The 22,187-nt window shown below is 66.4% G+C and carries 25 protein-coding genes; 11 read left to right on the top strand and 14 right to left on the bottom strand.

Annotated elements, in window-relative coordinates; all coding sequences use genetic code 11:
• Positions 1–52 precede the first annotated feature (52 nt).
• Positions 53–1,018, bottom strand: coding sequence for a quinone oxidoreductase family protein (locus ACFWVD_RS12685; RefSeq protein ID WP_379242184.1), 966 nt, complete (start codon positions 1,016–1,018; stop codon positions 53–55).
• A 76-nt stretch (positions 1,019–1,094) separates the two neighbouring features.
• On the opposite strand from ACFWVD_RS12685, the gene ACFWVD_RS12680 reads away from it, so the two are divergent.
• The gene (locus ACFWVD_RS12680; protein ID WP_379242183.1) at positions 1,095–1,460 is read left to right on the top strand and encodes a hypothetical protein; all 366 of its coding nucleotides are present in this window, start codon (positions 1,095–1,097) and stop codon (positions 1,458–1,460) included.
• 154 nt (positions 1,461–1,614) lie between these two features.
• On the opposite strand, the gene ACFWVD_RS12675 is transcribed toward ACFWVD_RS12680, so the two are convergent.
• The 5 genes from ACFWVD_RS12675 to ACFWVD_RS12655 all read right to left on the bottom strand — a co-directional run bounded on the left by ACFWVD_RS12675 (position 1,615) and on the right by ACFWVD_RS12655 (position 7,058).
• A complete protein-coding gene (locus ACFWVD_RS12675; protein WP_379242182.1) occupies positions 1,615–2,586 on the bottom strand; it encodes a heme A synthase in 972 nt (323 codons plus the stop codon).
• Positions 2,587–2,654: 68 nt separating this feature from the next.
• On the bottom strand, positions 2,655–3,434 hold the full coding sequence (locus ACFWVD_RS12670; protein WP_379242181.1) for an ABC transporter permease: 780 nt from the start codon (positions 3,432–3,434) through the stop codon (positions 2,655–2,657).
• The gene (locus ACFWVD_RS12665) at positions 3,431–4,363 is read right to left on the bottom strand and encodes an ABC transporter ATP-binding protein (protein WP_379242180.1); all 933 of its coding nucleotides are present in this window, start codon (positions 4,361–4,363) and stop codon (positions 3,431–3,433) included. Before ACFWVD_RS12665 ends, ACFWVD_RS12670 begins: the two co-directional genes overlap by 4 nt.
• Positions 4,360–6,078 carry a polyprenol phosphomannose-dependent alpha 1,6 mannosyltransferase MptB gene (mptB, locus tag ACFWVD_RS12660; RefSeq protein ID WP_379242179.1) on the bottom strand — a complete coding sequence of 573 codons (1,719 nt, stop codon included), beginning with the start codon at positions 6,076–6,078 and terminating at the stop codon, positions 4,360–4,362. The genes ACFWVD_RS12665 and mptB overlap by 4 nt, the downstream gene beginning before the upstream one ends.
• A gap of 11 nt (positions 6,079–6,089) precedes the next feature.
• Positions 6,090–7,058, bottom strand: coding sequence for a rhomboid family intramembrane serine protease (locus ACFWVD_RS12655; RefSeq protein WP_379242484.1), 969 nt, complete (start codon positions 7,056–7,058; stop codon positions 6,090–6,092).
• Positions 7,059–7,324: 266 nt separating this feature from the next.
• On the opposite strand from ACFWVD_RS12655, the gene ACFWVD_RS12650 reads away from it, so the two are divergent.
• The 8 genes from ACFWVD_RS12650 to ACFWVD_RS12615 all read left to right on the top strand — a co-directional run bounded on the left by ACFWVD_RS12650 (position 7,325) and on the right by ACFWVD_RS12615 (position 14,277).
• The gene (locus ACFWVD_RS12650) at positions 7,325–8,110 is read left to right on the top strand and encodes a helix-turn-helix transcriptional regulator (RefSeq protein ID WP_379242482.1); all 786 of its coding nucleotides are present in this window, start codon (positions 7,325–7,327) and stop codon (positions 8,108–8,110) included.
• Entirely contained in the window at positions 8,107–9,543 is a 1,437-nt protein-coding gene (gene sufB / locus ACFWVD_RS12645; RefSeq protein WP_379242178.1) for a Fe-S cluster assembly protein SufB, read from the top strand. The genes ACFWVD_RS12650 and sufB overlap by 4 nt, the downstream gene beginning before the upstream one ends.
• The gene (gene sufD / locus ACFWVD_RS12640) at positions 9,543–10,721 is read left to right on the top strand and encodes a Fe-S cluster assembly protein SufD (RefSeq protein WP_379242177.1); all 1,179 of its coding nucleotides are present in this window, start codon (positions 9,543–9,545) and stop codon (positions 10,719–10,721) included. The genes sufB and sufD overlap by 1 nt, the downstream gene beginning before the upstream one ends.
• Positions 10,722–10,752: 31 nt before the next feature.
• A complete protein-coding gene (sufC, locus tag ACFWVD_RS12635; RefSeq protein ID WP_379242176.1) occupies positions 10,753–11,520 on the top strand; it encodes a Fe-S cluster assembly ATPase SufC in 768 nt (255 codons plus the stop codon).
• Between the two features lies 1 nt (position 11,521).
• The gene (locus ACFWVD_RS12630) at positions 11,522–12,775 is read left to right on the top strand and encodes a cysteine desulfurase (RefSeq protein WP_379242175.1); all 1,254 of its coding nucleotides are present in this window, start codon (positions 11,522–11,524) and stop codon (positions 12,773–12,775) included.
• A gap of 3 nt (positions 12,776–12,778) precedes the next feature.
• Positions 12,779–13,261 (top strand): Fe-S cluster assembly sulfur transfer protein SufU, encoded by a 483-nt coding sequence (gene sufU, locus ACFWVD_RS12625; RefSeq protein ID WP_379242174.1) that lies wholly within the window; start codon positions 12,779–12,781, stop codon positions 13,259–13,261.
• Positions 13,258–13,671 (top strand): metal-sulfur cluster assembly factor, encoded by a 414-nt coding sequence (locus tag ACFWVD_RS12620; RefSeq protein WP_379242173.1) that lies wholly within the window; start codon positions 13,258–13,260, stop codon positions 13,669–13,671. The genes sufU and ACFWVD_RS12620 overlap by 4 nt, the downstream gene beginning before the upstream one ends.
• Positions 13,672–13,848: 177 nt before the next feature.
• Positions 13,849–14,277, top strand: a complete 429-nt coding sequence (locus ACFWVD_RS12615) for a DUF4189 domain-containing protein (RefSeq protein WP_379242172.1) — start codon at positions 13,849–13,851, stop codon at positions 14,275–14,277.
• A 61-nt stretch (positions 14,278–14,338) separates the two neighbouring features.
• On the opposite strand, the gene ACFWVD_RS12610 is transcribed toward ACFWVD_RS12615, so the two are convergent.
• Positions 14,339–14,968, bottom strand: a complete 630-nt coding sequence (locus ACFWVD_RS12610) for a TetR/AcrR family transcriptional regulator (protein ID WP_379242171.1) — start codon at positions 14,966–14,968, stop codon at positions 14,339–14,341.
• Positions 14,969–15,125: 157 nt separating this feature from the next.
• Here ACFWVD_RS12610 and ACFWVD_RS12605 point away from each other — a divergent pair, with 157 nt between their 5' ends.
• Both ACFWVD_RS12605 and ACFWVD_RS12600 read left to right on the top strand, forming a co-directional pair.
• A complete protein-coding gene (locus ACFWVD_RS12605) occupies positions 15,126–16,400 on the top strand; it encodes a PucR family transcriptional regulator (RefSeq protein ID WP_379242170.1) in 1,275 nt (424 codons plus the stop codon).
• 328 nt (positions 16,401–16,728) lie between these two features.
• Positions 16,729–17,229 (top strand): DUF4189 domain-containing protein, encoded by a 501-nt coding sequence (locus ACFWVD_RS12600; protein WP_379242169.1) that lies wholly within the window; start codon positions 16,729–16,731, stop codon positions 17,227–17,229.
• 43 nt (positions 17,230–17,272) lie between these two features.
• Here the strand turns inward: ACFWVD_RS12600 and ACFWVD_RS12595 are convergent, their stop codons facing one another.
• From ACFWVD_RS12595 to ACFWVD_RS12565, 7 genes are all read right to left on the bottom strand, one after another.
• On the bottom strand, positions 17,273–17,935 hold the full coding sequence (locus tag ACFWVD_RS12595) for a methionine ABC transporter permease (protein ID WP_379242168.1): 663 nt from the start codon (positions 17,933–17,935) through the stop codon (positions 17,273–17,275).
• Positions 17,935–18,945, bottom strand: coding sequence for a methionine ABC transporter ATP-binding protein (locus ACFWVD_RS12590; protein WP_379242167.1), 1,011 nt, complete (start codon positions 18,943–18,945; stop codon positions 17,935–17,937). Before ACFWVD_RS12590 ends, ACFWVD_RS12595 begins: the two co-directional genes overlap by 1 nt.
• Positions 18,942–19,814 carry a MetQ/NlpA family ABC transporter substrate-binding protein gene (locus tag ACFWVD_RS12585; protein WP_379242166.1) on the bottom strand — a complete coding sequence of 291 codons (873 nt, stop codon included), beginning with the start codon at positions 19,812–19,814 and terminating at the stop codon, positions 18,942–18,944. The genes ACFWVD_RS12590 and ACFWVD_RS12585 overlap by 4 nt, the downstream gene beginning before the upstream one ends.
• Positions 19,815–19,990: 176 nt before the next feature.
• On the bottom strand, positions 19,991–20,233 hold the full coding sequence (locus tag ACFWVD_RS12580) for a Fic family protein (protein ID WP_379242165.1): 243 nt from the start codon (positions 20,231–20,233) through the stop codon (positions 19,991–19,993).
• An 11-nt stretch (positions 20,234–20,244) separates the two neighbouring features.
• Positions 20,245–20,553, bottom strand: coding sequence for a Fic/DOC family protein (locus tag ACFWVD_RS12575; RefSeq protein ID WP_379242164.1), 309 nt, complete (start codon positions 20,551–20,553; stop codon positions 20,245–20,247).
• Positions 20,554–20,559: 6 nt separating this feature from the next.
• Positions 20,560–20,745 (bottom strand): antitoxin VbhA family protein, encoded by a 186-nt coding sequence (locus ACFWVD_RS12570; protein WP_379242163.1) that lies wholly within the window; start codon positions 20,743–20,745, stop codon positions 20,560–20,562.
• Positions 20,746–20,879: 134 nt separating this feature from the next.
• Complete coding sequence (locus tag ACFWVD_RS12565) at positions 20,880–22,136, bottom strand: NAD(P)/FAD-dependent oxidoreductase (RefSeq protein ID WP_379242162.1); 1,257 nt, start codon at positions 22,134–22,136, stop codon at positions 20,880–20,882.
• Between the last annotated feature and the right edge of the window lie 51 nt (positions 22,137–22,187).

The raw sequence follows: 22,187 nt of genomic DNA, 5'->3' as shown, positions 1-22,187 counted from the left end.
CGGGCAGTGATGCCCGGCCATCGTCGTTTCCGGATCCGGCTGCCGCGACTGGTCAGGGCAGCAGGACGATCGAGCCGGTGGTCTTGCGGGCGGCCAGGTCGCGCTGGGCCTGGGCGGCGTCGGCGAGGGGGTAGGTGGCGCCGATGCGCAGGTTCAGGGTGCCCGCGGCGATCCAGTCGAAGACATCGGTTGCGCGCCACAGGAATTCGGTGCGGTCCCGGGTGTAGGCGCCCAGCGACGGGCGGGTCAGCCACACGGATCCGGCGGGGTTGAGGCGCTGCGGGTCGAACGGGGGGACCGGGCCGCTGGCCGCGCCGAACAGTGCGAGGGTGCCGCGCACGCGCAGGGAGGCCAAGCCGGCTTCGAAGGTGCTCGCGCCCACGCCGTCGTAGACCGCGGCCACGCCGATGCCGTCGGTGAGGTCGCGAACGCGGGCAGCGAGGTCGTCGCCGTAGCGCAGGACATCGGTGGCGCCTGCTTCGCGGGACAGTTTTTCCTTGGCGTCGGTGGAGACCGTGGTGATCACCCTGGCGCCCTTCGCGACGGCCATCTGGGTCAGCAGCAGGCCCACACCGCCCGCGCCCGCGTGGATCAGGACCGGGTCGCCGGGTTCGGGGGTGAACACCGATTCGGTGAGGTAGTGCGCGGTCATGCCCTGCAGCAGTGCGGCGGCCGCGACGGCGATGTCGACGTCGTCGGGGACCTTCACCGCGACGGCCTCGTCGACCGCGACCAGCTCCGCGTAACTGGCGGGCGCCGCCGCCCACGCGACCCGGTCGCCGATCGCGAACTCGGTGACGTCGGAGCCGATCGCCACCACGATGCCGGTGCCTTCCATCCCGGGGATATAGGGCGTGGGCTGCGGGTATTGGCCGGTGCGGAAGTAGATGTCGATGTAGTTCACGCCCACACCCTGGGTCCGCACCAGCAGCTGCCCCGGCTCGGCCGACGGGTCGGGTACCTCCACATATCGCAGAACCTCGGGACCACCGTGCTCGGAAACTTCAATCGCGCGCATGAGTTAACTTTCTACACCTCGTGTTCGCGGTCACTCGGGGGTGGACGAAAAACTACCGGCCGGTAAACTACGGCGTATGAGTACAACCGCCGCCCCCGAGGCCGTGAAGGTGCCGGCCGAGGTCGAGAAGTCCATCGTGAAGTTCGTTGCGCAGCACGGTGGTTCGGGTACGGCCGTGCTGCAGTACGTGGGCAAGCAGGGCGTGCGCATCACTCTCGTGGGCGCCGACGGCATCCTCGGTGACCGGGTGGTGCGCGACATGGCGACCGCGAAGGCGATCGTCGAGCGCGTGGACGGGTTGGCCGAGACCGACGAGTGGAGCCGTGAGCTGGGCTCGATCGTCACCCCGACCGCGAAGCACTGGGACAAGATGGCGGCGTGGGTCGCGCATCAGACCAAGTTCCCGAAGGCGCGTAACTGGAGGTTGTTCGCCGGGGCGTAAAGGCCTTATCGACGAATCAGGCCCGCGAATCGCAGTGCGACGCGGGCCTTTTCGTGTTCGTTGCGGGGTTCGGCGACGACGAGCCGGTACGGTTGCCGCCGGGATCTGGTCGGCGAACGTGACGGCGCTCAGTGCCTCGAGGTCTGCGACAGGCCTAGTGCACTGAAGTCTGCGACAAGGCTGGTGCGTCGATGTTCTCGCGGGTGCGTAGCGACGCCCACAGTGCGGCGGTCGCTGCGGTGCAGGCGGCGGCCCCGCCGACGTGGATCGCGACCAGTGCCGCGGGCACGTCGGTGAAGTACTGGACCACACCCACCATGCCCTGCGCGACCACCAGCCCCAGCAGCACGAACAACCGCTGACGAATCGCAGGCGTGATCCCGACCGCGAACAGCCCGAACGCCAGGCCGATCAGCAGCGCCAGGTACCCGATCAGCAACTGCGAGTGCAGGTGCACCAGCGTGACGATCTCGACCTGCAGCCGTTCGACCGGCCGCTCGATGCTCTTGTCGCCGGCGTGCGGACCGGCCGCGGTCACCAGCGTGCCCGCGATCAACACCCCGGCCAGCGCGACACCGCTGAGCGCGGTCAGCCAGCGCAGGGGAGCGGGCACCTGAACGGTGGCGATGCCGTCATCGGGTTCGCAGATCTTGGCGTACAGCACCACGGCCAGCCACACCATCACCATCGACACCAGCAGGTGCACGGCCACGGTCCACCACAGCAGTCCGGTGCGCACGGTGATGCCGCCGATGATCGCCTGCACGACCGTGCCACCGGGCATCAGCCAGGCGTAGACGAGGACTTCCTTGCGTCGCCGCGCGCGCACGACGGCGAGCACGATCAGTGCCGCGCACAGCGTCACCGCGAAGGTGAGCAGGCGGTTGCCGAATTCCACGGTCTGGTGGATGACCGGCACTTCCGAGACGCCCACCGGGGTGAAGCTGCCGGGGAAGCACTGCGGCCAGGTCGGGCAGCCGAGGCCCGATGCGGTGACGCGCACGATGGCGCCGGTCACCGAGATTCCGGCCTGGCTCAGGATCACCGCGATGGCGATGAGCCGCTGCACCCGAAGGGAGGGCAGCGGCAGCCGGTCGACGAGGGCAACGAAGGCGCGATACAGCACGTCAGGAATGGTACCGGCCGGAAATTCGGCGCTGATACCAGGGCTACTACAGTGCGTCGTTGGTCACGTCAGTGGAACCGGAACAGTCGGGTCGCGAGCCATCCGCACACCAGGCCCCAGGCCGCGAGCACGGCCACGCCGAGCCAGTCGATCGACCCGGTCAACGCGCTGTCCAGCGCGAACGCCAGCGCACCGGACGGAATGAGTCGGGCGACGACGGTGAGCGCGGCGGGCAGGCTGTCCACCAGCACCAGGCTGGCGATGCCGAGCATGATGAACCACGCGATGTTCGCCAGCGCGAGCACGACCTCGGCCTTGAGCGTCCCGCCCAGCAGCAGCCCCATCGCGGCGAAGGTCGCGGTGCCCAGTGCGATGACCAGCGCGCCCAGCGCGAGGCCGCCCAGACCGGGTCGCCAACCGAGCGCGAGACCGATCGCCCCGAGCAACATGGCCTGCAGCACGACCACGATCAACACCGCCGCGCTCTTACCCGCGATCACACCCCACCGTGGCAGCGGTGTCGCGCCGAGTCGTTTGAGCGCGCCGTAGCGCCGGTCGAAGCCCACGGCGATGGCCTGTCCGGTGAACGCGGTCGACATCACCGCGGTCATCATCACCATCGGCACGATCCGGTCCACCCGGTGTTCGCCGAGGTCGCCGAACGGCAGCAGGGTCAGGCCGATCAGCAGGGTGATCGGGATGAACATGGTCAGCAGCAGCTGTTCGCCGTTGCGCAGCAACAGTTTCAGCTCGAGCCGGGTCTGCGCGGTGAGCATCTGCGCGCGCGAGGCCGGGCGTGGGTCGGGGGCGAAGGTGCCGGGCAGGAAACGGCTCATGGTGTCGCTCATCCGCGCAGTTCCCGTCCGGTCAGTTCGAGGAAGACGTCTTCCAAGCGACGTTGTTCGATGCGGATATCGGTGGCCAGCACGTCCATCCTGGCGCACCAGGCGGTGACGGTGGCCAGCACCTGCGGGGTGATCTCGCCTTCGACCAGGTAGGTGCCCGGTGTGGTTTCGTGCGGCGAAAAACCTTCCGGCAGAGCCGATTTCAACAGGTCGAGGTCGAGTTTGGGTGGGGCGCAGAACCGGAGCTGGCCCGCGGCCCCGTGGGCGGTGACCTGTGCGGGCGTGCCCTGGGCGACGATCCGGCCGTGGTCGATGATCACCAGGTGGTCGGCCAACTGTTCGGCCTCGTCCATCATGTGGGTGGTCAGCACCACGGTCACGCCGTCGCGGCGCAGGGCGTCGATGAGTTCCCAGACGATCAGCCGAGCTTGCGCGTCCAGGCCCGCGGTGGGTTCGTCGAGGAAAACGATTTCGGGCCTGCCCACCATCGCACACGCCAGTGCCAGGCGCTGCTGCTGCCCGCCGGACAGGCGTCGGTACGGGGTACGTCGGCTGTCCTGCAGGCCCAGCGTGGACAGCAGCCAGTCGGGGTCGATCGGGTCGGCGGAATAGGCGGCGACCAGGTCGAGCATCTCGCCCGCGCGCGCACCCGGATAGGCGCCGCCACCCTGCAGCATCACGCCGATACGCGGCCGCAACTGTTCGGAATCGGCGATCGGGTCCAGACCCAGCACGCGGACGGTGCCCGCCTCGGGCCGTACGAACCCCTCGCACATTTCGACCGTGGTGGTCTTGCCTGCACCGTTGGGACCCAACAATGCGAAGACCTGGGCGGGCTCGACGTCGAAACGCAGACCATCCACCGCGGTGGTCTCGCCATAGCGCTTGACCACGCCGTCGACGCTAACGGCCGGTCCTGGGCGACTTGTCACGGTGTCACACGGTAAGCGCTGCCCCCGTGTGACGGAGCCGACACCCCCGGCTGCGCCCGCCAGGGCAGCGTGTGCCGGGTGAGCGCGAAGAACAGTGCGAAGCAGATCACCGCGGCCAGTGCGGCGCCGATGATCTGGAAGACCTGGAATTCCGCACCGCGCGGCATCACCAGCATCGACACCACCGCCGAGAACGCCACGGCGGGCACCCGGAACACCGGCTGGGTGGCCCACGCGGCCAGCGGCACGATGGCCCACAGCAGGTACCAGGGCTGGACGACGGGGAACAGCAGCACGATCGCGGCCAGCGAAACCCCGAGCGCGCCGACCGGATGCAGTCGACCCATGCCGGTGGCCACGAGCATCCGCACGGTGATGAACGCCGCCACGGCTCCCGCGATCGGCCGGGTGATCGACAGCAGCGCGGTCGTGTGGTCGCCGAGACCGAGGAGTACGCCACCGAATCCGGTGACGATCCCGATGATGGTGGGCAGCGACATCCAACTGCGCACGGCGTTGGCGACGCTGAGCGTGTGGATCCAGCCGAAGCCCAGTCCACTGGCGATTCCGATGAAAAGTGTTGTCACCCCGGCGATTACACCGAGCAGGGCGGCGGCTTTGACCACGGCGGTGAACGTGCCGCCCCACCGTCTGGCCAGTGCCATCCCGACGAAACCGAGCGCGATGATGGAGGTGAGTTTGATCGACGACGACAGCGTGATCACCACCGCACCACCGATCAAGAAGGCGTACGCGCGGGCATCGAACGGTGGCAGATTCGTGGCCGTGAGCCGGTCGGGTTTGCCGCCTTCGCCGTAGATCGCGCGCAGCATCAACTCCACCCCGGCCAACATCAGGCCCAGCATCAACGCGTCGTTGTGCACCCCGCCGACCAGGTGGAACAGCACCAGCGGGTTGGCCGCACCGAGCCACAACGCGCTCACCGGCGCCACCCCGCAGCGCACCGACAGTCGCGGCAGCGCCCAGACGATCAACGCCACACCCGCGAGAGCGAGCAACCGGTGCACCCACACCCCGGCGATGATGTTGTCCCCGGTCAGCTCCGCGATGCCGCGCCCGATCCACAGGAACAGCGGCCCGTACGGCGCGGGCGTATCCCGCCAGATCGTGGGCACATTGTTGGTGAGCACATTGTCGATCCCGAGCCCCGCGACGGGACCTTCGGAATACGGGTCGATGCCACGCGCGGCGATCTCGCTCTGTGCCAGATAGGAATACACGTCGTTGCTGAACATCGGCGGCGCCACCGACAGCGGAATGATCCACAGCAGCAGCGTGCGATCCAGTTGCGAGCGGCTCAGCCGGTGCAGCGGCGAACCCGCCAGACCACCAACGGCGAAGCGCCCCAACAACAACCACGCCCCGATCACCAGGGCGGTGCCGAACATGCACATCGCCAGCGACCCGGTGTGGGCCCGCGCGAAAATGCCCAGCACCCGCACACCCGACACCGGATTCTGGTGCACGGGTTGCGCACCGATGCCCAGCGCCGCGATCGCCATCAGCACCGCGCCGGTCGCGCCCATCAACCGGATCCGGTCCAGTTGGGCGCGTTCGCGCTTGTCCAGTCCGGGGAGTTCGGTCTCGTCGCGATGCAGCACCGCGACGGTGTGATCGGGCGTGCTGACGTCGAGCCCGAGAGCTCGCCGCCCGAACGCCAGTGTTTTGCGCGCCGCGCCCTCCAGTACCGCCACGGGGTCAGAGCCTAGTGGGCTGACAGCGTTCGTTCCGCCGCGGCAGTGCCCGCGCCGATCATCACCACCGGCGTTTCCGACCGCAGCGACATCGCGGCAAAGCCGATCACCGCCAGGCAGAACACCGTCACCGCGCCCAACGCCACCCATCCGATGCGCTTCACGGACTGTTCATCACGGGCCGACATCCACGTGGGCACGAACAGAATCCCGAGCGCGCTCAACGTGCCCGCGGCCAGCCCACCCAGGTGTCCCCACAGCGAGATCCCCGGAATCGAAAAACTGATCAGCACATTCACACCGATGACCACCAGCATCGGTGTCGGACTCTGCCGGTTCCGAATCAGTGCCACCGTGACCGCGCCGAACAACCCGTACACCGCGCCCGACGCACCGGCGGTCGCGGTGATCGAATCCGACAGCACCATCACCGCCGCCGACCCACCCAGCAGAGAAACCAGGTACACGCACCCGAACCGCGCCCGCCCCAACGCCTGTTCCAGGTCCCGCCCCACCACATACAGCGCGAACATGTTCACCAGCAGGTGGATGGCCCCGTAATGCAGGAACCCCGACCCGATCACCCGCCACCACTCGCCGTCGGCCACCAACCGCGGCACCAACACGAACTCCCGGAACACCGAAGACCCGCGATAGTTGTCCATCGCACTACCCGCCTGCGCGGCGGTGATGACGTACACGAGCACATTGATCGCGATCAGCCCGTACGTCACAAAGGGAACCGGCCCACCCGTCCCCACCGGGCGCACCTTCCGCACATCCTGCTGCCCCCGCTGCACACAATCCACACAGTGCTGCCCCACCGCAGCAGGCCGCAAACACTCAGTACAAGCAGGCCGCCCGCACCGCGTACAAGCGAGCCCGGTAAACCGATCAGGATGGCGAACACAAGTCACGACAGGCGGATTGGACACCCTCCCATCGTGCCAGACCGCACCCCGTAGAGCTGGACCATTGATCACCACGCTCTCATGGTGTGATTTCGCCAAAATTTCCTCCACCAGAGCGTGGTGATCAATCGACCAGGTCGGGGTCGCACCGGAGGGTGCGTGTGCGATGGGTCACCTCGGGGTGCGGGATCGGGTGTTGGGTGGGGGCGGGACCTGGGGTTTTGTGGAGGTTGGGGGCGGTGGGGAGGGTGACTTCGCAGGTCAGGGCAGCCTTGGGAAGGTGACCCTTATTAGATTTAGGGAAGTAATTCCGCCACACTGGTGTTGTGAAAACCGTGGGTTTGCGGACAGACGTGGAAAGTGACGGTCGTAAGGCGACCGGCGCTCGGTCGTCTGCTGTGCCCGCGGCCGCCGCGCAGGAAGGGCAGACTCGGGCGGCCATCGTCCAGTTGCTTCTCGAGCAGGGTCCGATCACCGCGACCGCGATCGGGACCGAACTCGGTCTCGCGCCCGCCGGAGTGCGCAGGCACCTCGACGCGCTCATCGACGCAGGTCAGGCTCGGGCGAGCCGCTCGGCGCCGTGGCAGCAGAAGGGCCGCGGTCGACCGGCCAAGCAGTACCAGCTCACCGCGGCGGGACGAGGGAATCTCGGTCACGCCTACGACGATCTGGCCGGGGCGGCGATCCGTCAGCTCGGTGAGATCGGTGGCGACGCCGCGATCGCGGAATTCGCCCGCAAACGGGTTCGGGTGATCGTCGAGGGCATCGAGCCCGTCGCCGACCACACCGCGCCGGTGATCGAAGCCAAAGTCGAGGAGATCGCGGAAGCGTTCGCCGAGGCCGGTTTCGCCGCCACCACCCGTCAGGTCGGCGCTGGTGTGCAGATCTGTCAGCATCACTGCCCGGTCGCGCACGTGGCCGAAGAGTTTCCCCAGTTGTGCGCCGCCGAATTGGACGCTTTCCGCGACCTGCTCGGCACCCACGTGCAGCGACTTGCGACGATCGCCAACGGCGATTGCGCCTGCACCACCCACGTGCCGCTGGTTGCGGTGCCGAAGATCCCATCCGCCGCACAGCCCGCGGCGGGACGTACGAACGACTCCGGAAGGAGTGCCGAATGACGACCCCTACCGACCAGGTGCAACCGCTCACCCAGGACGAAACCATCGCCTCGCTGGGCACCTACGGTTACGGCTGGTCCGACTCCGATGTGGCCGGTGCCAGCGCGCAACGTGGCCTGTCGGAGGCCGTCGTCCGCGATATCTCGGCGAAGAAGAGCGAACCCGAGTGGATGCTCGACGTGCGCCTCAAGGCGCTGCGCATCTTCGATCGCAAGCCCATGCCGAACTGGGGCTCCAACCTCGACGGCATCGACTTCGACAACATCAAGTACTTCGTGCGTTCGTCGGAGAAGCAGGCCGAGAGCTGGGAAGACCTGCCCGAGGACATCAAGAACACCTACGACAAGCTGGGCATCCCGGAAGCGGAGAAGCAGCGTCTGGTCTCCGGTGTCGCCGCGCAGTACGAGTCCGAGGTCGTCTACCACTCCATCCGTGAGGATCTGGAGCAGCAGGGCGTGATCTTCCTCGACACCGATACGGCGTTGAAGGAGCACCCGGAGATCTTCCAGAAGTACTTCGGCTCGGTCATCCCCGCCGGTGACAACAAGTTCTCCGCGCTCAACACCGCCGTGTGGTCGGGCGGCTCGTTCATCTACGTGCCGCCGGGCGTGCACGTCGACATCCCGCTGCAGGCCTACTTCCGGATCAACACCGAGAACATGGGCCAGTTCGAGCGGACGCTGATCATCGTCGACGAGGACGCCTACGTCCACTACGTCGAGGGTTGTACCGCCCCGATCTACAAGTCGGATTCGCTGCACTCCGCGGTCGTGGAGATCATCGTGAAGAAGGGCGGCCGCTGCCGCTACACGACCATCCAGAACTGGTCGAACAACGTGTACAACCTGGTCACCAAGCGGGCCAAGGCCGAGGCGGGCGCGACCATGGAGTGGGTCGACGGCAACATCGGCTCCAAGGTGACCATGAAGTACCCGGCGGTCTGGATGACCGGCGAGCACGCGCACGGCGAGGTCCTCTCGGTCGCGTTCGCGGGCCCCGGCCAGCACCAGGACACCGGCGCCAAGATGCTGCACCTGGCCCCGCACACCTCCTCGACCATCGTGTCGAAGTCGGTGGCGCGTGGTGGCGGTCGGGCGTCGTACCGCGGTCTGGTCCAGATCAACAAGGGCGCCAACGGTTCCAAGTCGACCGTGAAGTGTGACGCGCTGCTGGTCGACACCATCAGCCGCTCCGACACCTACCCCTACGTCGACATCCGCGAGGACGACGTGACGATGGGTCACGAGGCGACCGTCTCCAAGGTCTCCGAGGAGCAGCTGTTCTACCTGATGAGCCGCGGCCTCTCCGAGGACGAGGCGATGGCGATGATCGTGCGCGGCTTCGTGGAGCCGATCGCCAAGGAACTGCCGATGGAATACGCATTGGAACTGAACCGGCTCATCGAGCTGCAGATGGAAGGGGCCGTGGGCTGATGTCGACGCTCGAGACGCCGATCCAGAACCCTGGCGCGGGCGCCGCGGTCAACAAGGGCGAGGTCTTCACCTCGTTCGATGTGGATCAGTTCGAGATCCCGTCGGGTCGCGACGAGGCGTGGCGGTTCACCCCGCTGCGCCGCCTGCGCGGCCTGCACGACGGCACCGCCGTCGCCGACGGTGTCGCAGGAGTCGAGGTGAGTGAAGTCGCCGGTGTCACCGTGGAAACGGTGGGCCGCACCGACTCTCGCCTCGGCCAGGCCGGTACCCCCGCCGATCGTGTTGCCGCCCAGGCCTATTCGGGCTTCTCCGAGGCGACCGTGATCACGGTCGGCCCGGAAACCGAAGTGACGGATCCGGTTACGGTGACCATCACCGGTCCCGGTGAGGGCAAGACCGCCTACGGTCACCTGCAGATCCGCCTGGACAACTTCGCCGTCGCGACCGTGGTCATCGACCAGCGCGGCAGCGGAACCTACGCCGAGAACGTCGAATTCGTGCTCGGTGACAGCGCCAAGCTCACCGTCGTCGCGGTCCAGGAATGGAACGAAGACGCCGTGCACGTCACCGCGCATCACCTGAAGCTGGGCCGTGACGCGAACCTGCGCCACGTGTCGGCCACCCTCGGCGGCGACCTGGTTCGCCTGTCGGGCACCGTGCGCTACGCCGGTCCCGGCGGTGAAGCCGAGCTGTTCGGCCTGTACTTCGCCGACGCCGGTCAGCATTTCGAGCAGCGTCTGCTGGTCGATCACGCCGAGCCGAACTGCAAGTCGAACGTGCTGTACAAGGGTGCGCTGCAGGGCGATCCGAAGTCCCCGAAGGGTGACGCTCGCACGGTCTGGATCGGCGATGTGCTGATCCGCGCGGCCGCCGAGGGCACCGACACCTACGAGGCGAACCGCAACCTGGTGCTCACCGACGGCGCGCGCGCCGATTCGGTGCCGAACCTGGAGATCGAGACCGGCGAGATCGCCGGTGCCGGACACGCGAGTGCCACCGGCCGTTTCGACGACGAGCAGCTGTTCTACCTGCGCGCTCGCGGCATTCCCGAAGACGTCGCCCGCCGCTTGGTCGTGCGTGGCTTCTTCTTCGAGATCATCCAGAAGGTCACGGTCCCCGAGGTCCGAGAGCGGCTCGAGGCGGCCATCGAGGCCGAACTCGCCACTGTCGGTATCTGACACCCACTACTTCCCAAAGGATTTTGATTCGATGACCACCTTGGAAATCAAGGACCTGCACGCGGAGATCACCACCCCCGAGGGTGAGTCCAAGCAGATCCTCAACGGCGTGAACCTCACCGTGAAGTCCGGCGAGACGCACGCCATCATGGGCCCCAACGGCTCGGGCAAGTCCACGCTGTCCTACGTGATCGCGGGCCACCCCAAGTACACCGTCACCCAGGGCACCATCACCCTCGACGGCGAAGACGTCCTCGCGATGTCGGTCGACGAGCGCGCCCGCGCGGGCCTGTTCCTGGCCATGCAGTACCCGGTCGAGGTCCCCGGCGTGTCGATGTCGAACTTCCTGCGCACCGCCGCCACCGCCGTGCGCGGCGAGGCCCCCAAGCTGCGCACCTGGGTCAAGGAAGTCAAGGAGTCGATGAAGGAGCTCGAGATCGACTCGGCCTTCGCCGACCGCTCGGTGAACGAGGGCTTCTCCGGTGGCGAGAAGAAGCGTCACGAGGTGCTGCAGCTGGGTCTGCTCGCGCCCAAGATCGCGATCCTGGACGAGACCGACTCCGGCCTGGACGTCGACGCGCTGCGCATCGTCTCCGACGGGGTGAACCGCTACAAGGAGCGCACCGACGGCGGCGTGCTGCTGATCACGCACTACACCCGCATCCTGCGCTACATCAAGCCCGACTTCGTGCACGTGTTCGTCAACGGCAAGATCGTCGCCGAAGGCGGCTCCGAGCTGGCCGACGAACTCGACGCGAACGGCTACGAGCGCTTCACGTCCGCGACCACTGGAGCCTGACATGACCGCGACGGTCCCAGCTCTCGACGTAGCCCGCATCCGGGCCGACTTCCCGATCCTGCACCGCACGGTGCGGGACGGGAAACCGTTGGTGTACCTGGATTCCGGTGCGACCTCGCAGCGTCCGCTGCAGGTGCTGGACGCCGAGCGCGACTTCCTGCTCACCCGCAACTCCGCGGTGCACCGTGGTGCGCATCAGCTGGCGGAGGAGGCGACCGACTCCTACGAGGAGGCGCGCGCCGATATCGCCCGCTTCGTCGGTGCCGACGCCGGCGAGATCGTGTTCACCAAGAACGCGACCGAGTCACTGAACCTGGTGGCCAACGCTTTCGGTGACGACCGGTTCCCGTACAAGGTCGGCCCCGGTGACGAGATCGTCATCACCGAGCTCGAACATCACGCGAATCTCGTTCCGTGGCAGGAGCTCGCGCGCCGCACCGGTGCCACCCTCAAGTGGTACGGGATCACCGACGACGGCCGCATCGACCTGGATTCGCTGCAATTGTCGTCCGCGACAAAGATTGTCGCGTTCAGCCACCAGTCGAACGTGACCGGCGCGGTCGCTCCGGTGGACGAATTGGTCCGCCGGGCAAAGCAAGTCGGCGCGTTCGTCGTGCTCGACGCCTGCCAGTCGGTGCCGCACATGGCGGTGGACTTCCACGAGCTCGGTGTCGACTTCGCCGCGTTCTCCGGCCACAAGATGCTGGGCCCGATGGGCGTGGGCGGACTGTACGGTCGGCGTGCGCTGCTCGAGGAGACCCCGCCGTTCATCACCGGTGGCTCGATGATCGAAACCGTCACCATGGAGAAGACCACCTACGCGCCGCCCCCGCAGCGCTTCGAGGCGGGTACTCCGATGACGTCGCAGGTGGTCGGGCTGGCCGCCGCGGTGCGCTACCTCGAGAACCTCGGCATGGATGCCGTTGCCGCGCACGAGCATTCGCTCACCGGTGCGGCACTGGACGGCCTGTCCGGGATCGACGGGGTGCGGATCATCGGACCCACCGAGAACATCGATCGCGGTGGCGCGGTGTCGTTCGTGGTCGACGGGATCCACGCCCACGACGTGGGTCAGATCCTCGACGACCAGGGCGTCGCCATCCGCGTCGGTCACCACTGCGCCTGGCCGCTGCACCGCAAGTTCGGTGTCGCAGCCACCGCGCGTGCTTCGTTCGCGGTCTACAACACCCTCGACGAGGTCGACGCGCTGGTTGCCGCCGTGCGCAAGGCCAAGAGCTTCTTCGGAGTCGCGTAAGTCATGCGTATGGAGCAGATGTACCAGGAAGTGATCCTGGACCACTACAAGCACCCGCACCACCGCGGGCTGCGGGAACCGTTCGGCGCCCAGGTGCACCACGTCAACCCGACCTGCGGTGACGAGGTGACCATGCGCGTGCACGTCGACGACGCGGGCGAGATCGCCGACGTGTCCTACGACGGTCAGGGCTGCTCGATCAGCCAGGCCGCCACCTCGATCCTCACCGATCAGGTGATCGGCCTGCCGGTGCAGCAGGCGCTGAAGGTGGTCGACTCGTTCAGCGAGATGATCTCCAGCCGCGGCACCGTCGAAGGCGACGAGGACATGATCGGCGACGGCATCGCCCTCGCCGGCGTGAGCAAGTACCCGGCGCGCGTCAAGTGCGCGCTGCTGGGCTGGATGGCGTTCAAAGACGCTGTCGTGCAGATCAGTTCGGCCGAAGAATCCAAGGCACCGATGGGAAATGGGGAGTCTGCCACATGAGTGAGAGCACCGATACCGCACAGACCCCGGAGGCCGCCCAGGCACCGGAGGCCGCCGAGGTCGTCGCCGAAACCGTCGAGTTGACGGCCGAACAGGCGCAGCAGATCGAGGACCTCGAGGAAGCGATGCGCGACGTCGTGGACCCCGAACTCGGCATCAACGTCGTGGATCTTGGCCTGGTCTACGGCCTGTCCGTGGACGCGGAGAACATCTGCACCCTGGACATGACGCTCACGTCGGCGGCCTGCCCGCTGACCGACGTCATCGAAGACCAGTCCCGCAACGCCCTGGTCCGCAGCGGCCTGGTCGAGGACTTGAAGATCAACTGGGTCTGGATTCCGCCGTGGGGCCCGGACAAGATCACCGACGACGGCCGCGAACAGCTGCGCGCCCTCGGCTTCACGGTGTAACAAGGCATTTGATGGGCCCGGATCCTTGGTGGATCCGGGCCTTTTCATGTTCTGCCGGTATTGCACTGACAGGTTCGATTGTGACCTCTTACCGCGAGGTTGGCTATCACCGGGCATTCGGTGATGATCTTGGAGGTTCCGGAGTTCCGGAACAGCTTTCCAGAGGAGATCTTTCGAATGAGTTTCATGGGTAAGGCCGGCTTCGCCGTCGCGGCGATGGGCCTTGCGGCCGGTTCGGTGTTGGGTGCCGGTTCGGCGAGTGCGGCGGGCAATCAGTGGGCGTCGATCGCGGTGAGCCACGCCGAGCTGATCTACGGCACCAGCGCCAACGAAGGTGATGTCGCGTCGGCCGAAGCCATCGCGCTGGCCGATTGCCACTACGCCAGCTGCGAGGTCCTGGTGAGCTGGGCCAACGGTTGCGCCGCCCTCGTGCAGAGCAAGGACGCCTTCGCGTGGGCGGTCGGCGCCAACCGGGCCGAGGCAGAGCGTGTCGCGTACGAGCAGTTGTCGACGCGCACTCCCACTGCGATCCTGGCCAACACGGGTTCGGCGAACCTGAGCGGTGCCAAGATCATCGACGTGATCTGCACCGCGAACGCACGCTGATCCACCACTAGCATTCGGGCCCGGATCCTTTCGCAGGATCCGGGCCCGAAGTGTTTGTGCGCTACACTTTTTGGGCGTCGGACACCTGGGCGATCCAGGCGCCGATCATGTCGGCGGTCTGGTCGATGACCGTGTCGCGGTCCAGCCCCTCGTTCTCCATCTCCACCGAACGCAGCGCCGTGGCGAAACCGGCGTTGAGCACCACGAACGACATCGTGTCGATGTCGATGCCGCGGGTCGGGCCCAGCATCTGGATCAGGTACAGCTTGAGGATCATGCGCAGGCGCGGCTCGAACTCCGGGATGCCGCTGCCGTAGAACTGCAGGTCCGCCACGAGCGCGCGCACCAGCGGCCCGTTGGCGATGAGGATTTCCACCGCGATCCTGATCACCTCGGCGACCGCGTCGCGCGGGGTCTTGTCCGCGCCGGTGCTGAGCAGCCTGCTGTATCGCTCCTCGACCTGCAGGAACAGGCCGTCGGTGAGTTCCTTGACGATCTCGTCGCGGTCGGTGAAATACCGGTACAGCGTGCCGATGCTCATGCCCGCTTCGGTGGCGATCCGGTTGGTGGAGGTATTGCCGATTCCGCGGGTGCCGAAAAGGTGAGCGGCCACCGTGAGAATGCGTGTTCGGGTTTCCTTCGCCCGGTCCTGCTTGGGGCGTTTGCGCTGCTTATCGGCCTGCGTGGGCATCAATCGACCTCGGTGGAAAGAGGAGTAGAAGGTGAGCGGTTGCTCACTCTAGAGTCATGATCACTGAGAAACCGCAGTGTAGGCCATCACATCGGGCCACACCACGGCAAGCACAACCACCACCAGCGGTGCCGGGGTGTAGAAGGAGGAGTCGACGATGACGATCCCAATGGAAGGGCCGACCATGTGGCAGCCCTTGCGTGACGTGCGGGCGATGACCGGGAAACTGGTCGGCCATTTCGTCGACAATGTCGCGCCCTGCCGAACGTTGCCCGGCGACGTGATCTCCGGTGACGTCACCACGGTCACCCGGATGTGTCTGGAAATCGTCGGCGGGATGCTCGACGGCCGCGACGAGGAAGCCAAGCTGAACCGCTTGGCGGTCGCCGCGGCGGGCTGGGCGCGCGAAGGGGTGCCGATCGACACGATCCTGCACGCCTTCCACGAGGGTTTCCGCCTGGCGTTCGACGCGGTCTACGACGAGGTAGCCGACGCCGACCGCGCGAGCCTGATCCACGGCTTCCGCCGCACCACCGAGATCTCGGACCTGTTGTGTACCACCGTGACTCGCGCCTACATCCGCGAGCATCGCGAAGCGGTCGGCGAACACCACTCGGCCGTGCACACGCTCACGTCGGCGCTGCTGGCCGGTCAGTCGACCGTGACGATGGCACGCGAGGTCGGAATCACTGTCGCGCAAGCGTATTCGGTGCTGGCCCTGTCGATCGGCAAGCATCCCGACGAGCACAACCCGCGCGTGGACGGTGCCGTGGTGGCCCGCCGCAAGCTGCGCCGAGTGCAGACCGCGCTGGCGCATCGCTGCGGTGAGCAGGTGCTGGCACTGCTGTCGGTCGACGGTGGCACCCTGCTGATTCCCTCGGACCTGCTGATGGGCGAGCAGCTCGACGCGCTGGTCGAAGCGTTGTCGCGTGCCGCCCGCGTGGACATCACCGGCGCGCTGGTCCCCGCCGCCACCGAGGAGATCCCCGACGCCGCCCAGCGTGCCCACGAACTCCTGGACATGGTCGAACGCCTCGACAGCGCCCCCGGCCTCTACCGTTTCGGCGACCTGGCCCTGGAATACCAGCTCACCCGCCCCGGCCCCGGCCGCGCCCGCCTGGGCGAACTCCTCGCCCCCCTGGACAACCACCCCGAACTCTACGAAACCCTGCGCGTGCACATCGCCAACAACATGAACCGCCAACGCACCGCCCGCCTACTCCACATCCACACCAACACCGTCGACTACCGCCTCCGCCGAGTAGCCCAACTCACCGGCCTCGACCCAGCCCAATCCTCGGGCCTGTGGCAACTGCGCTCCTCGATGATCGCCCGCAGCTTCCACACCGGCACCGCCACCACCCTGGAAACCGGCACCCCCCGCCGCACCCCCTACTCCGCCCCCGACTTCGAGGACATCCGCTCGGCCTAGAGCCCTTCCGCTGACTCGCCCACCTCTCACGAGAGGTGGGCGAAATGCGTTAGCGCGCAGGCTTTTCCTGTCGGTGGGGGCGACGGCCGTTGTCGGCTGATCGGAACTTGTCGGAGGTCGTTGTTACTCTGTGGGGGACGAACGGTTCGGGAGGAACGGGCGTCGGGATCGTGAAAGCTGTTGTGGGCGATGATGTGTCGACGCTATGGCGGGTTTCGCGGGAATGGTCGCGGTGATGTCGGAAATCTATTTCCGGTGTGGCCGAAGGCTGTTCATGATTGGTTCGGCTTCGACCGTGAAGTCGACATTTCGATGGGGAGAATCTCTGATGTCTGTTCTGGGCAAGTACGCGCTGGGTGTGGCTGTGATGTCCGCGGTGGCGGCGGCGACCGTGGCCACCGCGGGGCCTGCTGCCGCGGGTGCCAGCGGTGTGGCGATCGCTGAGGTGCCGGGGTTCACCGCGGTGTCACGTGATGGTGGGTTCCAGGCCGCGGCCGGGGACCTGTATGGGGCGATGGCGTTGTCGCCGGGGCAGGCCGTGGTCGCGTCGGCGGTCAATTACGGCAGCTGGACGGCGGCGCGCAATGCCGCGTTGGATGAGTGCGGAGTGCGGGACTGCCAGATCGTGGTCGACTTCCGTAACGCGTGCGGTGCGGTGGCGCAGGGTGCGGACTACCGGTTCGGTTGGTCGTGGGATCGCTCCCTGGCCGCGGCCGAACGTTCCGCGGTGGACGTGCTCGGGTTCAGCGCCCCGCCGTTCCCCGACCTGGGTTCGGCGTCGCCGCGTGCGGCGTGGGTTGTGCTGTCGGCCTGCACGGCGAACGTCTGATGAACCGGCAGGGGCACCCGATTACCGTGTGCCCCTGCCGTATTCAGCGTCGCAACACTTTGCGTGCGAGCCAGTTCCCGAAGAACTGCACACCCTGCACGCCGACGATGATGATCAGTACCGCCACCAGCGTCACCTGCCACTGGAACTGCTGATACCCGTAGACGATCGCGAAATCACCCAGGCCACCACCACCGACGGTGCCGGCCATCGCGGAGATATCAACGATCGAGATCACCACGAACGTGTAGCCGAGGATCAACGGCCCCAACGCTTCTGGAATGAGCAGCGTGACAATGATCCGCAACGGTCCCGCGCCCACAGCGCGCGCCGCCTCGATCACGCCCGGATCGACCGTGACCAGGTTCTGTTCCACGATCCGCGCGATCCCGAACGAGGCCGCCACGATCATCACGAACAGCGCCGCCTCGGATCCGATCGTCGTCCCGACCACTTCCAGGGTGACCGGGCCCAGCGCGGCCAGCAGGATGATGAACGGAATCGGCCGCACCACATTGACGAACACATTGAGCACGAAGTAGATCGGCGCGTTCGCCAGCAGCCCACCCTTGCGCGTGGTGTAGAGCGCGGTGCCCAGCGCCAGCCCGATCACCCCGGCCACCACGAATGTCACGCCGACCAGGTAAACAGTGGTCCCGATCGCCTCGAACAGTGTGGGCCGCAACTTCTCCCAGTTCGTTTCCATCAGCCCACCTTCTGTTGCAGGTCGGCGACAACACGATCCACCGCGGCATCGGGCCCGTGCAAGGCCAGGGTCACGCTGCCGAATGTCTTGTCCTGCAACGTACTCACCCCGCCGTAGACGATCTCGAACCGCACCTCGGCAGCCGCCGCGGCAGCCAAAGCCGTGCCGAGACCGCTGTCGTCATCGATATCGATCGTGACCAACCGGCCACCGTGCAACTGCTGCAGTCGATCCAGCTCCGTCGCGTCGGGCCGATTGTGCAGCACCGTCGCCACGAACGAACGCGTAGGCGCGGCCTGCGGTGCAGCGAAAACCTCGAAGGTGGAAGCCAATTCGACGATCCGACCTTCGGCCAGCACCGCGACACGATCGGCGACCGCCCGGATCACATCCATCTCATGAGTGATCACCACAATGGTCACCCCGAGCTCGGCATTGATCTTCTTCAACAGCCGCAGCACCTCACCCGTGGTTTCCGGGTCGAGCGCGGAAGTGGCCTCGTCGGCGAGCAACAGCGAGGGCGAGGTCGCCAAAGCCCTGGCGATCCCGACCCGCTGCTTCTGCCCACCCGAGAGCTGATCCGGGTAGGCGCGTGCCTTGTCGGTGAGCCCGACGAACTCGAGCAGTTCGGCCACGCGGGCTTTGCGTTCGGCCCGCTTCCACCCCGCCACTTTCAGTGGATACTCGACATTGCCTGCGGCAGTACGTGATCGGAACAGGTTGAACTGCTGGAACACCATGCCGATATCGCGCCGCAACGTGCGCACCGCCGACTCCGGCACCCCGGTGATGGGAGTGCCGGAGATCGTGACAGTGCCCGAGGTCGGCTTGTCCAGGGCGTTGATCAGCCGCACCAGGGTGGATTTGCCCGCCCCGGAATAGCCGATCACGCCGAAGATCTCACCCGGCTCGATCCGTAGATCGATGTTGTCGAGCGCGGTGTGCTGGTCCGCGCCGGTGCCGAAAACCTTGGTGACGGAACGAAATTCGACCGCCGCTTCGGTGCTCACTTGGTCGTGCGGATGCCCTGCTGCACCCGATCCAGGATCTTTTCCAGCTCGGGACCTGGCCGATTCACGGCCACCGCGGTGTCCTTGGTGACCTCGGCGTGCGCGGTGGCCACGGCCTGATCCTTCCAGATCTCCGTCAGCTTCAGATAGGTCGGATTCGTCTTGTCCTCGGCGCGGCTGACGATCACATTGATGTACGGCTCGGCAGCCGGGTTCTTCGGATCATCCTTGTACAGCGCGGATTTCGGGTCGACGCCCGACCGTTCGAGGAAGGTGTTGTTGATCACCGAACCGTCGACCGAGGGCAGCGACAGCGCGGTCTGCGCGGCATCGACCGGCGTCACCTTCACCTTGGACGCGGCCTTGTCGATGTCGGCGGGAGTCGGCTGCACCGACGTGCCGGTGAGCTTCAGCAGCCCGGCCGCCTGCAGCACGAACAGTGCGCGCGCCTGGTTGGTCGGATCGTTGGGAATCGCGATCTCACCACCGGCTGGAATATCGGCCAACGCCTTGTGCTTCTTGGAGTAAAGACCCAGCGGCACAATGTAAGTCGACCCGATCGGCGTCAGCGTGTCCGAGCTGGCCACGTTGTACTGGCCGAGGAACTGCAGATGCTGGAACAGATTCAGGTCGATCTGCTTCTGCGACAACGCCACATTGGGCTGCTTGTAATCAGAGAAGTTGGTGACCTTCAGCGTGATCCCCTGCTCCTTGGCCTTCTGCTCGAAAACCTCGAAAGCCTTGTCCTTGTCGGTGGTCCCGATCCGCACCACCGTCCCCGACGCCGCATCGTCGGCACCGCACGCCGTGAGGGTGATGGCAGCGGTGGCAATCAGCACTGGGATCGCCAGCGCTCGACGGAATTTCACTTGTACTCCCGAATGACTCGCAGAAGATGAACTCGGTCATCCAAGCCGCCACCACCAACCCTCGACAATGGTTTAGCTTGCGGTGAGCGAAACCCTCGCGAACAGTGGGACGAGCGTCTAGCTTGTGGACAATGTGAATCCTGCGCGGACGGCCCTGAACCTCGAGCAGTTGCGCATCAACGTCGGCGGATCGTCGGCACCAACTCCGCAGCCAGCTTGCGGTGGTCGGCGACGATTGCGTGATGCCGGGCAGCCTTGAAAGCGGAGTAGTCGAGCGCCTGAAAATCCATGTACCAGCCCCGTTCTAGCAGCAGCTGGTTGAAGAAGGCGCGCTGCGTGCGAGTGTTGCCCTCGCGGAAGGCGTGGACGGCGTTGACTTCGCCCCAATGGTAGGCAAGCCGATCGACGAAGGTGTCCACGTCAGAAGACTTCAACCCGTCGTCGCGGCAACGAAGCGGCTTTGAGTCTCGATGTTGGCCGGCGGGCAGAAAGGGATTCCCTTACTGGTCTGTACTGTGCGGATCCGCCCCGTCCAATCGTAGAAATCGCCGAAAAGATAGCGATGGATCCCGCACAGGTGGTCGAAGTCGAATCCGCCGCTGATGGGATGCGCCTGCAGCTGCGCCGCACGCAACGATGCGAGCTCGACCTCTAGCTCCGCGGCCATGACAGGGTCGCGCTCATCGAGCAGGTTACGCAGGACGTTGGTGCCGGGGTAGGCGTACGGATCCTCCGTCACTGCTGGTCAGGAGGCTGCGCGGTGCCGACTGCGGTGTCCGCGGATTGCGGCGGCCACTGCTTCGTCGACGGCGATCTCACCCTTCAGAATGCGACGCATTTGGCGCTGGACGCGCTCAGGTGTCTTGTGACCTGCCATTTTGTTTCCCGCCACCACAGCTTCGACTGCACGGTCCGCGTCCTTGTCGTTCATCGCATCCTCTCGGTGTCGGTGACATCTCGCGTTGCGCACTCGCCACACCGCCCTGGACACCAGGCTACCGTGCTTCGAGCGGCCGGACCTTGCATTGAGACGTACGTTTGGGCAGGTGAGTGAGCGTCAGCACGTCAATCGTGGAGGAACTTGTGGACGAGCATTACTGCCATCGAACCCTCGCCCACGGCGGCGGCTACTCGGTGGCCGTTGAAGGCGCGCACGTCTCCTGCGGCGAAAACGCCGGGGACGGTGGTTTCCAGGTGTAGGGGTGGGCGGTCGAGGGGCCAGGGGGAGTGGGAGCCTTCGACGGTGGTGATGTCAGGGCCGGTCAGCAGGTAACCGTGACTGTCGCGGGCGAAGGAGGGGTCCAGCCAGTCGGTGGCGGGTTCGGCGCCGATGAAGGCGAACAGCCAGTTGGCGGGGACTTCTTCGACGGCGCCGGTGGTGCGGTCGCGCAGGGTGAGGTGTTCGAGGTGGGTGCCGCCGGACGCGTCGACCACCTCGACGTCGGTGCGAACTTCGATCGCCGGAATCCCCTCGATCTGCTTGATCAAGTACGTCGACATCTCCACGGCCAGCGAATCCGCGCGCACCAGCATGATCACCTTGCGCGCGCACGACGCGAAGTACACCGCCGCCTGGCCCGCGGAGTTCGCACCGCCCACGATGTACACGTCCGAGCCCGCGCACAACGGTGCCTCGGTGAGCGCGGAGAAGTAGAACACGCCGCGGCCGTTGAACTTGTCGACGCTGGGGATGTCGAGGGTGCGGAAGGTGGCCCCGGTCGCGATGATCACCGATCGGGCGTGCACGGTGATGTCGTCGGTGCAGTGCACCGCGAAGCCGTGGTCGGTGGGGCGAAGGTGGTCGGCTTGCAGGCTGATCACCAGTTCGGCGCCGAATTTGCAGGCCTGTTTGCGGGCGCGGTCGGTGAGGTCGGAGCCGGAGATGCCGTCGGGGAAGCCCAGGTAGTTCTGGATGCTCGAGCTCAAACCTGCTTGACCGCCGATGGCCCACCGTTCGAGCAGGACTGTGTGCAGGCCTTCCGACGCGCCGTAGAGCGCGGCCGCCATGCCCGCGGGTCCGCCGCCGACGATGAGCAGGTCGTAGTTGTCGGAGCTGGGTTTCGCGTGCAAGCCCACCCACTGGGCCAGTTGTTCCTCGTCGGCGGGCTTCAAGCTGCTGCCGTCCGCCTTGAACAGCACGGGAGTGTCGTCGGCGGTGAAACCGTGCTGCTCGAGCAGTTGTCGACCGGTCGACTCGGTGGGTTGCAGCCAGCGGCAAGCGATTTCGTTGCGTGCCAGGAAGGTGCGGATCGCGGTGCACGCGGGCGACCACATGTCGGCGACGACGGTCAGATCGTGCTCGTCCCTCGGAGTATGAGCCACCCGTCGAGGATAGGCCGGACCTGCGGTTTTGCGTTCGAGGCGCTCCGTCGG

The organism is Nocardia sp. NPDC058666, assembly GCF_042714895.1.
Taxonomy (GTDB): Bacteria; Actinomycetota; Actinomycetes; order Mycobacteriales; family Mycobacteriaceae; genus Nocardia.
This window is presented reverse-complemented; position numbering and strand designations above follow the sequence as displayed.